Source organism: Psychrobacillus glaciei, from assembly GCF_008973485.1.
GTDB lineage: Bacteria > Bacillota > Bacilli > Bacillales_A > Planococcaceae > Psychrobacillus > Psychrobacillus glaciei.
In genome coordinates, this window is sequence record NZ_CP031223.1 from 4,176,572 (window position 1) to 4,190,799 (window position 14,228).

General features: G+C 36.9%; 16 protein-coding genes. 5 read left to right on the top strand and 11 right to left on the bottom strand.

The window, feature by feature from the left end:
* Positions 1–2 precede the first annotated feature (2 nt).
* The 7 genes from PB01_RS19855 to PB01_RS21145 all read right to left on the bottom strand — a co-directional run bounded on the left by PB01_RS19855 (position 3) and on the right by PB01_RS21145 (position 7,081).
* A complete protein-coding gene (locus PB01_RS19855) occupies positions 3–926 on the bottom strand; it encodes a S66 peptidase family protein (RefSeq protein WP_151701771.1) in 924 nt (307 codons plus the stop codon).
* Between the two features lie 128 nt (positions 927–1,054).
* Positions 1,055–2,707 (bottom strand): peptide ABC transporter substrate-binding protein, encoded by a 1,653-nt coding sequence (locus tag PB01_RS19860; RefSeq protein WP_151701772.1) that lies wholly within the window; start codon positions 2,705–2,707, stop codon positions 1,055–1,057.
* 56 nt (positions 2,708–2,763) lie between these two features.
* Complete coding sequence (locus PB01_RS19865; protein WP_151702136.1) at positions 2,764–3,786, bottom strand: ABC transporter ATP-binding protein; 1,023 nt, start codon at positions 3,784–3,786, stop codon at positions 2,764–2,766.
* An 18-nt stretch (positions 3,787–3,804) separates the two neighbouring features.
* On the bottom strand, positions 3,805–4,752 hold the full coding sequence (locus PB01_RS19870) for an ABC transporter permease (protein WP_404815095.1): 948 nt from the start codon (positions 4,750–4,752) through the stop codon (positions 3,805–3,807).
* Positions 4,752–5,687, bottom strand: coding sequence for an ABC transporter permease (locus PB01_RS19875; protein ID WP_151701774.1), 936 nt, complete (start codon positions 5,685–5,687; stop codon positions 4,752–4,754). The genes PB01_RS19870 and PB01_RS19875 overlap by 1 nt, the downstream gene beginning before the upstream one ends.
* 15 nt (positions 5,688–5,702) lie before the next feature.
* Complete coding sequence (locus PB01_RS19880) at positions 5,703–6,527, bottom strand: M55 family metallopeptidase (RefSeq protein WP_151701775.1); 825 nt, start codon at positions 6,525–6,527, stop codon at positions 5,703–5,705.
* Positions 6,528–6,757: 230 nt separating this feature from the next.
* Positions 6,758–7,081, bottom strand: a complete 324-nt coding sequence (locus PB01_RS21145) for a hypothetical protein (protein ID WP_192797404.1) — start codon at positions 7,079–7,081, stop codon at positions 6,758–6,760.
* Between the two features lie 269 nt (positions 7,082–7,350).
* Between PB01_RS21145 and corA the strand changes: the two genes are divergently transcribed.
* Entirely contained in the window at positions 7,351–8,313 is a 963-nt protein-coding gene (corA, locus tag PB01_RS19890; RefSeq protein ID WP_151701776.1) for a magnesium/cobalt transporter CorA, read from the top strand.
* A 28-nt stretch (positions 8,314–8,341) separates the two neighbouring features.
* Positions 8,342–9,436 (top strand): RtcB family protein, encoded by a 1,095-nt coding sequence (locus PB01_RS19895; RefSeq protein WP_192797405.1) that lies wholly within the window; start codon positions 8,342–8,344, stop codon positions 9,434–9,436.
* Between the two features lie 135 nt (positions 9,437–9,571).
* Here the strand turns inward: PB01_RS19895 and PB01_RS19900 are convergent, their stop codons facing one another.
* From PB01_RS19900 to PB01_RS19915, 4 genes are all read right to left on the bottom strand, one after another.
* Positions 9,572–10,378, bottom strand: a complete 807-nt coding sequence (locus tag PB01_RS19900; protein WP_151701777.1) for a hypothetical protein — start codon at positions 10,376–10,378, stop codon at positions 9,572–9,574.
* A gap of 97 nt (positions 10,379–10,475) precedes the next feature.
* A complete protein-coding gene (locus tag PB01_RS19905) occupies positions 10,476–10,853 on the bottom strand; it encodes a hypothetical protein (protein ID WP_151701778.1) in 378 nt (125 codons plus the stop codon).
* A 19-nt stretch (positions 10,854–10,872) separates the two neighbouring features.
* Positions 10,873–11,349 carry an acyl-CoA thioesterase gene (locus PB01_RS19910; RefSeq protein WP_151701779.1) on the bottom strand — a complete coding sequence of 159 codons (477 nt, stop codon included), beginning with the start codon at positions 11,347–11,349 and terminating at the stop codon, positions 10,873–10,875.
* Between the two features lie 124 nt (positions 11,350–11,473).
* Positions 11,474–12,439: a DUF4003 family protein gene (locus PB01_RS19915; protein ID WP_151701780.1), complete on the bottom strand. Its 966-nt coding sequence runs from the start codon at positions 12,437–12,439 to the stop codon at positions 11,474–11,476.
* 93 nt (positions 12,440–12,532) lie between these two features.
* Here PB01_RS19915 and rluF point away from each other — a divergent pair, with 93 nt between their 5' ends.
* From rluF to PB01_RS19930, 3 genes are all read left to right on the top strand, one after another.
* Positions 12,533–13,240: a 23S rRNA pseudouridine(2604) synthase RluF gene (gene rluF, locus PB01_RS19920; protein WP_151701781.1), complete on the top strand. Its 708-nt coding sequence runs from the start codon at positions 12,533–12,535 to the stop codon at positions 13,238–13,240.
* A gap of 134 nt (positions 13,241–13,374) precedes the next feature.
* Positions 13,375–13,797: an SRPBCC family protein gene (locus PB01_RS19925; RefSeq protein ID WP_151701782.1), complete on the top strand. Its 423-nt coding sequence runs from the start codon at positions 13,375–13,377 to the stop codon at positions 13,795–13,797.
* Positions 13,798–14,124, top strand: a complete 327-nt coding sequence (locus tag PB01_RS19930) for an ArsR/SmtB family transcription factor (RefSeq protein ID WP_151701783.1) — start codon at positions 13,798–13,800, stop codon at positions 14,122–14,124.
* The last annotated feature ends 104 nt before the right edge of the window (positions 14,125–14,228 follow it).

Genomic DNA, 14,228 nt, shown 5'->3' on the forward strand with positions numbered 1-14,228 from the left:
CTTTACTCAACTCCCGGTAAAATAACAAGTGCTAAATTATTGGCATCTAACTCTGCCTCTGCTCCAAGCGGAACGGCAAAATGAGGTTCACAATGTCCAATCTTGAATCCTCTCACAGCAGGTTTTCCTAAACTACCTAAGTAATGATTTAGCACTTCATCTAAGGACAAAGATACTTGGCGTTTTTTTGGTTCTGCATCTTTAAAGTCTCCAATAATAAATCCTGCAGCCGCGTCCAGTATGCCTGCTTGTCGAAGTTGATTGAGCATCCCATCTACCCGATACGGTTCTTCCCCAATATCTTCTATTAATAATAATTTACCTCTTGTGTCTACCTGGTATTTCGTTCCAACTCCACTTGCAAGGAGTGACAAATTACCTCCTGTTAACTCACCTTGAGCCACTCCCCCTGAAAAGCGTGTTAACGGAGAAATTGCTTCTGTATAATGCAGTTCCATTGGTGTAAACAATTGCTGAAACATTTTTTTGGATAGATCAGAAAACGTGTCTTTCCCTACATCTGAAGCCAGCATAGGGCCATGGAAAGTCACAATATCGGAGTATAAATTCATACTTGTATGTAAAAAAGTAATATCTGAATAACCCCAGAAAATTTTCGGACATTCATTCATTAATTGAAAATCTATTTTATCCGTGTATCTAGCAGACCCATATCCTCCACCAGCACAAATGATTCCTGCAATATTTGGATCAGCGAACATCTCATGTAAGTCTTCTAAACGTTCCTCATCTGAGCCAGCAAGATAACCATACACGTTTTCTAAACTTTTCCCCATTCGATAAGATAAACCTAGCTCATCTAGGAATTTTAATGAGCGCTTTAGTTGTTTAGGATTTGGTGGACTAGACGGAGCAATAATACCAATTGTATCTCCTATTTGTAATCGTTTCGGACGAATTTTCATCTTTTTTTCTCCTTTATTACTTATCAAAAGCCGCGGCGCTTTTTAGGTGCCGCTACTTTCTCTATTATTCAAAAAGTATTTCTTGTTCACTTAGGTACTGTCTAGATTAGAATCTTAAGTGCCTGTTCTTAGTTTATATCCGCCCATTTTAAGTCCAAGTAACCTACTGGATGTCTTAGAATACCAGATACCAATGGCTTTTCAAGCGCTACTTGGTTGTAATAATAAAGTGGGAATATCGGCATTTCATCTAGTAATAATTTGTCAGCTTGAATTAGCATTGCCCAACGCTTTGTTGGATCTGTCTCGTTCTTAATATCTTTAATCAATTTGTCATACTCTGCATTCGACCAAGTTGTACGATTCATAGAAGAACCTGTTATAAAACTTTCTAGTGCGTTCGTTGGATCTGCATAATCAAACAAGAAAGAAGAACGTGACAATTGGTATTTAAATTCTTTTTGTTCCGCTGCAAAAACGCTTGCCTCAACATTTTGTAACGATACATCCACACCTAATACTTCTTTAAATTTACTTTGAAGTGCTTCTGCAATTTTCTTATGAGAATCACTTGTAGAGTAAGTTAATGTTACTTCAGGTAACTTATTATAACCTTCTTCTGCCATACCTTCGGCTAATAGAGTCTTTGCTTTATCTGGATCAAACCCAATTAGTTTTCCTGCGGATTCTCTGAATTCCTTACCATCTGGTCCAATAAAACCATAAGGAACAAAACCTTCTGCCGCTTTTTGCCCAACCTTTGTTACATAATCAACAATTTCCTGTTGGTTCACTGCGTAAGCAAATGCTTGACGAATTTTTTTGTTTGTAAATGGTTCCATTGAAACATTGAATCGATAGAAATATAATCCTGCCTGATCTTCATTTTTTAATTCTGGATCATTTATTAAACTTTCTGCAAGTTCAGATGGTACTCCGGATGTATCTAATTCACCTGTTTGATACATCTGATATTCCGTATTGGAGTCATTAATCATTGCCCATTCCACTCTATCTAACTTTACAGTCGATGCATCCCAATAATTTTCATTTTTTACAAACGTAAAACTCGTATCATGTTTCCATTCCTCTAATTTAAATGGACCATTTCCTACAAAAGTATTTGCATCCGCAAACCAAGTAGGATTCCCTGTTGCTACTTTTTCATTTACTGGAAAGAAGCTTGGATTTGTAATAATGTTCAAGAACGCTTCTGTTGGTGCGTTTAGTTTCACTTCGAATACTCTGTCTTCTAACGCTTTTATCCCAACCGCATCAGCATCTCCTTCGCCGTTATTGTATGCTTCTGCTCCTTCAATGAAATATCCAAGGAAAGATGCTGGAGATGCAGTTTCTGGAGCTAGCATATGCAACCAACCGAATACAAAGTCACTTGCTAATACAGGGTCTCCATTAGACCATTTTGCATCTTCACGAATAGTAAAAGTATACGTTAAACCGTCATCTGATATATCTATTTTCTCTGCAGTAGCTGGCTCTGCTAAATGATCTTTTGAAAGTCTCACCAGACCTTCCATAATATTATTTAATGCATTCCAAGATACTGCATCAAATCCTACAGATGGATCGAACGATGTTGGTTCATTTCCATTATTCAAACGGAGTACTTTTTCTGTTGGCAATGTTTCTGTAGTTGTTCCTGTTTCCTCTTTGCTGCTTTCTTTTTCTGTACTCGATTGTCCAGCATCTTTGTTAGCTGTACAAGCACTCAACACAAGTACAAAAAATGCTACTACAAATAATGATAAACACTTTTTCATTCTAGTTCCCCCTTTGTATTGTATATGTGAATGCACTCTCGTGCGCTCATCCGTTCTTATCTTTGTACTTGTAAAACCTTTGCACGACTGTCTTGTAGCCAACAGTCGACACCATGTGCTACAGATAACTTAGTTGTAATTGGATAAACATGATCACACACTTCCATTGCGTAATCACAACGTGCTGAAAATGGACATCCCTTTGGTGGTGAGAATAAATCCGGTGGAGTTCCTTCGATTGGTTGCAACTCCTCTTCCACTAAGTCTAGCCGTGGAACAGAGTTTAACAATCCTTTTGTATAAGGATGCTCGGGAGTATAGAATATTTCTCTTTTATCCCCAATCTCTACAAGTTTCCCTGCGTACATAACAGCAATCCGATCGGCAATTTTTGCAACTACTCCTAGATCATGCGTGATTAAGATAATCGATATTTGTGTTTTCCGTTGAATTTCTTCAAACAGCTCTAAGATTTGCGCTTGAATCGTTACATCTAAGGCTGTTGTTGGTTCATCTGCAATAAGTAACTCCGGATCGCATATGAGTGCAATTGCAATCACAATTCGTTGGCGCATTCCCCCTGAAAATTGGTGAGGAAACTGTTTCAATCGTTCTTCTGGATTCGAAATTCCTACAAGCTCCAACATATCAATCGCTTTCTGCTTAGCTTCTTGCTTTCCTATTTTTTTGTGAGTGCGAAGACCTTCCGTTAGCTGTTCCCCTATAGAAAGCGTTGGATTTAATGCTGTCATCGGATCTTGAAAAATCAGCGAAACGTCGACCCCTTGTATTTTTCGTAATTGTGCTTTAGACAATTTAGTTAAATCTTTTCCTTTAAATAAAATGCTCCCATTTTTAATAATTCCAGCCGGCTGTGGAATTAGGCCCAGAATTGCATTGGATGTTACACTTTTTCCACAACCTGATTCACCTACAATTGCGAGTGTTTCTCCTCTATATAAGTCGAAGTTAACCCCTCGAACCGCTTCTACCTCACCGCCGTATGTTCGGAAAGAAACTTGTAAGTTATTAACTTGTAATACTTTTTCATTGGATATAATTTTCTTATTTTTTCTCATATGTTCATTCACCAATTTTCACCTCCTAAGCTTCGGATCAAGAGCATCTTGTAAACCATCTCCCAATACGTTAAAAGCAAACATAGTTAAAGATATGAAAAAAGCTGGGAAAAACAAACGCCACCAGTGCCCAGATAAAATGACTGGCAACGCGTCATTCGCCATAACACCCCAACTTGCAAAAGGAGCTGCAATGCCCAAACCAAGGAAACTTAGAAATGCTTCCGCAAAAATAGCACTTGGTACGGTAAGTGTCATCTGTACAATAATGGGTCCCATCGTATTTGGTAGTAGATTTTTACGAATAATTCTAGAAGTCTTGGCACCAAAGGATTTGGATGCTGTCACGAATTCATAGTTTTTAATTTGCAGTACCTGTCCTCTAACAATTCGAGCCATACCTACCCATCCAGTCACTGTAAGCGCCACTATTATTGTAGTTAGGCTTGGCCCCATTACTACCATCAATAAAATAACGACCAACAAGTGTGGTAACCCATATAATACTTCAATTATCCGCATCATGACGGCGTCTGCTCTTCCACCCTTATATCCACTAACTCCGCCATATATAATTCCTATAAAAAAGTCGATAAGTGCTGCCATTAATCCAACAAACAAGGAAATACGAGCACCATACCATGTTCTAATAAATACATCTCTACCAGCCTCATCCGTACCAAACCAATGAGCCATGGAAGGAGCTTTGTTTTGATTCGGATAATCTGTTGCTGTTACAGAATAAGAAGAAAAAATTGGACCAAATATGGCAAAGAGTGCAAGTAAAATTAGAAATATCAGTCCACCCATTGCAAGTTTATTTTTGCGCAGTCGACGCCACGCATCTTTCCAATAAGATAGAGAAGGGCGTACAACTGATTCTGCTTTTCCTTTTTCCTTCTGTTTTGGTCGAAACCATTCGTCTTTTACACTTTGTGGGGATACCACATTTTGTGTATTAGCCATCATGCATCCCCCTCTTTACGGTGTAGTTTTATTCGTGGATCCAAAAGTCCATACACAATATCTACAAGGAACAACATAAATACTAGGAATGCACTGTAGAAAACGGTTGATCCCATAATTACAGGGTAATCCCGGTTATTAATGCTTTCTACAAAATATTTACCCATCCCAGGAATCGCAAAAATTCGTTCAATAACAAAAGTCCCCGTCAAAATACCTGCAAGCATGGTCCCCAGAATCGTGACAACAGGCATAAGCGCATTTCTTAAGGCATGCCGAACGACAATTCTTACGGGTGAAAGTCCTTTTGCACGAGCCATTTTGATGTAATCTTGCGTTAGTACTTCGAGCATACTGGATCTTGTTAATCGTGCTATTATCGCAGTTGGTCCCGTTGCAAGTGCGAGCGTTGGTAATATCATATGTAACGGGCTACTCCACGTAGCAGCCGGAAGCCACTCTAGTTTTACTGCCACCTGTTGAATCAATAGGGTTGCAAGCACAAAATTTGGTACAGATATACCCACTACCGCAAAAGTCATCGCTAAGTAATCAATTATTCCGTTGTGCCTGAGCGCTGCGAGTGTCCCCAGAATGATTCCAGACACTAAAGCTACAAGTATTGTGACCATTCCCAACTCGAAAGAAATAGGAAATCCCCTTGCCAATAATTCATTTACCGAGTCATTCGGCTTTTTAATCGAAGGACCGAAGTCAAATGTCACAATAGATTTTAAATAGTATACGTATTGAACATACATAGGTTCATCTAGTTTATAAAACTTTTCTAAATTTGCTTGAATAGTAGGGTTAGAAGTACGCTCCCCATCAAACGGAGAACCTGGAATCGAGTGCATTAATACGAAGGTTACGGTTGAAATGATAAGAATCGTTGCAATCATCATAATGAAACGCTTAATAATATACTTCGTCATCTGCAAACCTCCCTCTTAACAAAATTTCGTTTGCATGGCTAGCTCTACCATTACAAGCATGGCACGGTATGCTTCTAATATATCCTTCGCTTCAAACTTAACCGTTGTAGTTCCCTCTATAATTTCACAACCAGGCATAAGTGCTGCCCATTCCGCTTGGCCATAATTAACAAACTCAATACGTAATGTTGGTGTTTTAGGAGGAATGAGCGGTTTGATTTGATTTCTCTCACTAATCGCTTTGGCAACCTTCTCTCTCAATAATGCATGTGCTTTTTGCGGATGCAATGTCTTAACCGCAGATCTAGAGATAGATTCTTTCACTACTGCAGTGACCACTCCAGGAATCAGTGCCTCTGCCTCTTTACACGCTCCATCATCACCTGCAACCATGATAACTGGTACACCAAAGTGACCTGCTACATATGCATTAAATCCCAATTCGCCGACTTCTACATCATTTATATACATATTTCTAACCCCAAATATCATCGAGTGACTCATTACTCCAGGTTGTCCCGCTCTCGAATGATAACCAGCAAATACTGCACCTATGTAAGATTCATCTAATGCCTGCACCATTGAAAATGGTTTCACATCGCCAGTTATTAAAGATGCTTCTGGATGCAGCTCTTCTACTAAAATATTATTCATTTTAGAATGACTGTCATTCACTAGTACTTCTTTTACTCCTGATGATAAAGCGCCTTCCACGATTGCATTAGCCTCTTGTGTCATTAAACGGCGAGCACGTTCATAATTATGCTTACCGGAGTCCACAAAAGTATGATCAGGCAAACCCGTAATCCCTTCCATGTCTATTGAAAGAAAAAGTTTCATCTCAAAACCTCCATAATTTTATTTTTAATTTTTTCCTAAGTCAGAATAGTACAACTTTATCAAAAAAATACTGAAAATTACAATATATCTAAAAATTATAGATTTATAGGTTTTTTAATTTATATAAATCAAAAAAAGCAAATGCGCTTTAAAATAAAGGCATTTGCTCCTGCGCAAGCTCCTCGCAGTTAAAAGATGTGCTCCTTTGCTATTGTGTGGAAGTGAATTTATTAGAATCGAGGTTGACCTGGGAAGAATTGTTGTTGTTGTTGTGGGAACGGTTGTTGGAAGCCTCCTTGTTGCATTGGAAAAGCTTGTTGTTGTGGATTCACAACAACGTTTTGATTAGTTTCTGTATAGAAATGCTGTGGAACATTGACAATATGCTCTCTATTCACATTCACAATTGGGTGTATAACTGGTTGCATTCTCGGCATAAAGGAATCATGCATGCGATATTGTGGTGGACATACTACCGGTTGAGCAGGTGGTTGGAACCACGGAGACTGCATAGGTGGCTGACATGAATTACAAGGTTGACGATGTGGGTACACGATAAATTCACCTCCTTCTCACTTATACTAGTAGATGCAGAACCGAACATGACAAACTAGACAAACACCTCAATCCATTGTAAATAAAAATAGCATCCCTCTTAAAAAACTTTCTTTCCTAACGTTTAAACCCTTTGTCCAAGTTACTGACAAAGGGGGTTATGAGTTTGGATGCTCAATAAAATAAGCTTTAACATGTGGATTTTGTAGGAAACCGACCAATATGAGATAATAGCAGAAGATATTTAGTGTTGAAATGAGGTATTAATATGATTCGAACGATAGGGATAACAACAGATCACGAGATAATTAGTGATTTTCCTCTCGAAGATATAAAGCATAAAACGTTTGAATGGTATTGGGTTGACATAGCTGAACCTACAGAAGAAGAGAAAAATCTTCTAAGTTCCTTCTTTCATTTCCATCCATTAGCAATTGAAGATTGTTTATTAAGACTTCAACGTCCAAAAGCAGACCATTACGATGGACACGTATTTTTTGTACTACATACGTTCAATGAAGTAACGCTTGATGCGGAAGAACTGAATTTATTTGTTGGAAAAGATTTTATAGTTACCTTTCATTTTCCTATCATGCATGAACTGGATCAAGCTCGAGAGCGTATAAAACGAAACCCAAAAGGTTGGGAACGCGGAGCTATGCATGCAATGTATCATATTGTCGATAAAGTAGTGGATGCTTATTTTCCGATTATGTATAAAATTGAAGACTATTTAAATGAAGTAGAGGATAGGCTATCTATAGATATGCGGCATTTGTCTATGAATCAAGTGTTTGACCTTCGAAGTGATTTACTTAGATTACGGCGAACCATTATTCCAATGCGTGATTTACTCTATCGAATTATGAACTCTGAGCGAATTAATTTACAGCCTTCTGAACGAGCTTATTTTGGAGATATTTATGATCATTTGCTAAAACTAGCGGATATGGTTGAGACGAATCGTGAACTAACGGCTGATATTCGAGATAGTCATATGTCCATTAACTCGAGTCATATGAATAGAATTATGATGATTTTAACAATTGTTTCGACCGTTTTTATCCCCTTAACATTTATCGTGGGAGTGTACGGGATGAACTTTGTGAATATGCCTGAGTTAGAGTGGAAATTTGGATACTTTGGTGTGATGGCATTAATGGTCGTTATTGCTATCGCCATGCTTGCTTGGTTTAAATATAAAGGCTGGTTTAATTTGTTTAAGAATTAATAGTCAGAACAGAAAAAGAGGTGCGATCTTGATAGAAATAAAAGGAACATATAATAATGCGCTTGTTTATACAGACACAATAGAAGAAACAGCAAAGGTACAAGTAGAGCAAATTTGTAGTCTTCCCTTTTTAAAAGACACGAAAATAAGAATGATGCCAGATCTTCATGCAGGTAAAGGTTGCACTGTAGGAACAACGATGACAATTACAGACAAAGTGGTTCCTAACTTTGTTGGCGTCGATTTGGGTTGCGGAATGATCTGTGCAAAGCTAGATGTTCTAAAGGAAGGTATACACTTTGAAAAGTTAGACAAAACAATCAAGAAAAACGTACCAAGTGGTACTCGCATTAGAAATAAAGAACATCGCAATTCTATAGAAATACCTTTTGCTGAAGTCGCTGCTCCTATTAATGAAAATCGCGCTCGGTTAAGCTTAGGCACTCTTGGTGGAGGAAACCATTTCATTGAATTAAACGAAGGCAAAGACGGTAGTATTTATTTAGTTATCCACTCTGGGAGCAGGAATTTAGGGAAACAAATTGCAGAGCATTATCAAGAAGTAGCACATCAAACCCTTGGTGATAGTGTCTCTAAAGATTTGGCATATGTAGAGGGAGAAAATATGAAGGATTATTTATTTGATCTTTCCATTGCTCAAAAATATGCAGCATTCAATCGCAAAACAATGGTCGAAGTTATTTGTAGAGGTATGAACTGGAATATTGAATCTGAATTCGACACGATTCATAACTATATTGATTTAGATAATATGATCTTACGTAAAGGTGCCATCTCTGCGCAGGATGGTGAAATTGTAATAATTCCTATGAATATGCGAGATGGTTCGCTCATTTGCCGAGGAAAAGGAAATCCAGATTGGAATTACTCTGGTCCACACGGTGCCGGACGTATAATGAGTCGATCGCAAGCAAGAAAACTAGTAGCATTGGAAGATTTCCAAGCTTCTATGAAGGATGTTTGGAGTACTTCTGTTGTTTCAAGTACGGTCGATGAATCCCCATTTGCGTATAAAGATATGCAAGACATTCTTTCACATATTGACGATACAGTTGAAGTATTGGAAGTAATAAAACCAATTTATAACTATAAAGCGCATTAAAAGAAGCTGATATGCTCAGCTTCTTTTTAATTTCCATCTATTTTCTTCATATTCATTTTACCTAAGTTTTTAAAACAGCTAGTTAATTCACCCAATTAAATGCTATAACAAAAAATAATAAGTTGAGTCAATAATTTATTGATTTCCAGTCCAATAGTAAAACAATGCTGCAAAAGTAAGCTTTTCTGCATGCGTTAAGTCTTGTGCAAGTTTTACATGTACGTTCATCGCTTGAACCTCAAATGCAGGATGTGTAGCGTAAGGGGATATTCCAAAGCGATAAGTTGCTAAGCGTTTCCCATTGATATCATCCACGTCGATATCGCCATACATACTTTTCGCTTCCACTTGAAGGATTTTTTCATTATTTGCATTGAAAAAAACAGCTCTATTTTTAATGGAGAAAAGCGGTAATACAACCGTCGATATATGTGATTTTGTATTTTCATAAATTTTTAGCTGCATGAATTTTATTTTATTTTTTATAGTAAACTGACAGACTATGTTTTCATCCATCGTTTTTAAATTGTATGTAATCGAAAAAAATAATCCCCTCTTGAAAATTGCACATGCGGTTAATAACCTACTAATCGAATGTTCTTTTGAAGGTTCAATTTTATATAAACGTTCTCCCGTGCTTGAAATTAAATATGATCGAGGGATTAATGAAACATCTCGTTGAAAATTGAGTTCTTTGAAGGGAAATTCAATCGAATATAACTGACTATCAACTTTTTGTTCATTTGGTAACTTTTCTGCCGCATTTTGAAAGTAAAATGAAATTCCATACAACATAAAAATTATAAATCCAATAATAAAATGTGTTTCAAAGTCCTTCCATATTATATCTCTAAAAATAAATATTATTGCTGTGTATATGATCAGTGAAAACAATGCTCCTAATTTAGAATACTTTGCCGTTCGTTCGTATATATACTTCAAGTTCACCACTCCTTCCTATACATACGAACATACAGGAAAATAGTTCCATAAAAAAAACCTTTGAGAGTTATTATTCAATAACTACTCAAAGGTTCTTTTATTTATTTTCAATTGCCCTGCCAAATAAGTTTTTAATAAAACGGATGAGTGCGTATAAACAAACAAGTACAAAAGCAAGTAGTAGAACATGCTCTAGGGTAGACGACAAACTAAACGGATCTAAAAAAATGCGAAATAACACAAACAAATAAATAATGCCGGCAATACCCGCTAGTAACACTACCCCAATAATGGAGAGCTGTGCGTTGGTATGTCGTTTCATATGATGGCGATGTATTATTATTTCAAGAATAATTGAAAGAGCTATGACTGTAAACGTAATCGTCAATTCACCAAAATATGCAAAGTTTATTAAATATACCACTAATAGCGCAATCATAATGTACATATAAAATTCATCGATTCGCTTCAGCACAGCATCACATCCTATAGTATTAGTATTTCATCTCTAATCTTTGTTTACGATGAGCTCGTCTAGCGGGACCTGTTTCAAATAATCGTTTTTCTTCATCGGTTTCGGGATGAATACCTGGTATAGGAACAGACTTTCCATTTTTATCTATTGCAACCATTGTTACATAGGACTCTGTCGTTAGTTTTACTTCCCCTGTTATTAGGTTCGTCGATGTTACACGAACATAGACCTCCATAGATGAACGACCAGTGGATGAAACGACCGCATCTAACTCAAGGACATCTCCCACTTTTGCAGAAGAAAGAAAATCTACGGAATCGATAGATGCTGTTACTACCTCACCTTGCGCATGCTTCATAGATGAAATGGCTGCTATTTCATCTATATAAGCAAGTACTTTACCTCCAAAAATCGTTTGATGATGGTTTGTATCTGGTGGAAGGATTAGGTGGGTTTGAATTGTTCTGGACTGACTCATGGGGTTTGTTTTCATCATGTATTTCTCCTCTAATTTTGTAAAATTAATTACTCATCCTATTTTCAGGTATGATTAATTGATGCTAGACCATTTTTCACGGCTTCTGCAATCATAGCACATCCATTATAGTATAACATGAAGGTTAGTTAGAGTTGGAAGATGACGTCGCAGCACTAGTTGCCGCTATTGTCGATACCATCATCGCTTGTTGTGCCTGGAGAAGCATTTCCAGAGATGTCGCCATTGAAATAGCCGCTGTTGTATAAGCATCTTTTGATGATCTCATTTCCCAACCAAGTGCAATAGGCAGTGCACTTTCTTTGTACCAAGAAAATAATTTCATACTTATCAGGGATTGATAAGTGGAAACGATGTCATTTAATTGGTCTTCATTCATTTTCAATACTGCCATAAATCCAATCATTGGATACTGGGCTGCAGAAGTTTTTATCTTGACGCTTTTTAAACCATCTCGAATGATCAATACCCTTGATATCAAATCTTCCTCGTAACTTGCATTTGTATACGTTAACACTTGCGACATCCACTGTAATTCATTTCCCGAATAAAACTTATGATTTCGAAGTTCTTGATAGTAACGATTCATCGATTCAGCACGAACTGCAGTGTCACCATTCAGTTTCCCTAAAAACATGGCATATGGATAATCATCCGTAGACGTTAAAAAACGATGATGTTTTTTCATGTCCTGCATTAGCTGTTTTGCTCGATTTACCTCGTTTGGCCAAGCCTCTTTACCATCTGTCATTAGTAATGCCGCTAAATAAGTATAGCTATTCACTTTAAAGGAAGACTTTTTTAAAGCCTCTACTTTCTCCAATAAAAGATCAACCGCTTGAATAGATTCTTGACCACCAGCATCTATTGTAGCAACAAAAAGAGGATGCAAATGAGAGCGCAATGGAGAAAATATGCTTGCTTTCTTTTTAATATAAGATTCTATTTCCTTAAATCTGCTTTCATCAAACTCTTTACCTAGAATTACGTAATAGCCTGCAAGTGATAAAGTAACTCGCTTATCTACACCCCAGCCTACTACTTTTTTTAAAGCATTAAATGTATGTTCAATTTTTTGATTGATTGTCATAGCCGTTCACTCCTTTTCTTTTTTACGTTGTTTACTCTGAATTAGTTTCAACTTTTGTTATAATTATTGTAATAAGAAAAGTAGGTGTCAATTATGCGCATTAACAAATTTCTAAGTGAATCTGGAATTATTTCTAGACGAGGTGCAGATAAATGGATTACAGAAGGAAGAGTCACCATTAACGGTAAAATTGCTGAGCTAGGGAGCAAAGTTGAGGCGGGAGATGACGTTAAAGTAGATGGTAACCCGATTGTAGTTGAACAACCTTTAATTTATCTTGTGCTGAATAAACCAGTTGGTATTACCAGTACAACAGAACGGCATGTAAAAGGAAATATTGTCGATTTTGTCAATCATCCACTACGTATTTTCCATATCGGTCGATTGGATAAAGACTCGGATGGGCTAATTTTATTAACAAACGACGGGGATATTGTTAATGAAATACTACGTGCGGAAAATAAACATGAAAAAGAATATATCGTTACAGTCAACGAACAAATCACAGATTCCTTTCTAGAAAAAATGGCTTCGGGAATAAATATTTTAGGCACGAAAACACTTCCTTGCAAAGTGAAAAAGATAGGACCAAAAACTTTCAATATTACACTTACGCAAGGACTAAACAGACAAATTAGAAGAATGTGTTCCGCTCTTGGATTCACTGTGAAAAGACTTCAACGCAAGCGTATTATGAATATTACATTAGAAGGCCTTGCTATCGGACAATGGAGAGAATTAACCGAATTAGAGAAAAAAGAATTGTTCACTACGCTTAATTATTCACCAAAAAGGAAATAGATCCTTAAGAGGCGAATAAAATGCTTACATCAAAAAACATAGTAGTATCACTTGACATAAAACCAAATGGTTTCGTATTATAAATTATACGAAACCATTTGGTTTTATTTTTAAATACGAAAGTAGGAATATCAATGGAAACAAAACTTCAAGATATAGTTCAAACAATTGTTCTAAATGCACCAATCCAAAAAGTATGGGAAAATGTATCCACTTCAGATGGAATTGCAAACTGGTTCATGCCAAATGACTTTCAATTAGAAACGGGACATGAATTCCATATTCAATCACCTTTTGGTCCATCACCTTGCAAGGTCACTGAAGTAAATCCTCCAAATAAGCTTTCTTTTATATGGGATACAGATGGTTGGGTTGTTTCTTTTATTTTGAAAGAGATTGGAGACAAAACGGAGTTTACGCTTATTCACGGAGGGTGGAAACAACCGAATGACCTTATTACAAAAGCAAATGAAAAAAGCTCTATTATTCGAGATAACATGGCCCGTGGTTGGGTAGGGATTGTTCAAGATCGTTTAAGAAAGGTTGTTGAAAGTTAAGTGTCTTCTGCCGCACAGAAATATGATGTATTTCAGGCTATCGCCGATCCAACAAGAAGAGAGGTTCTAAAGCTTCTTTCGGAAAAAGAATTGCCTATTTCTGAGATTACTTCTCATTTTCCGATGAGCCGCACAGCAATAGCCAAGCATCTTCATGTTCTTTCAGAAGCAGAATTGGTGACAGGGCGTAAAGTTGGTAGGGAAAAAATATATCAGCTTCAGCCAGAGTCTTTTAAAGAGTTAAGTGAATGGTTATCTTATTATGAACAATTTTGGAATAACAAATTATCTATTCTTAAATATATAGTAGAGAACAATAATGAATGAGAAAAGTGCAAGCGCCCTTTAAGTGCATCTAGTCTTTTCTATTTCCAGATTGCTTTGGACGAAACATTGGCAGCATTATTACCGGTGAATTTTTTATGGATCGT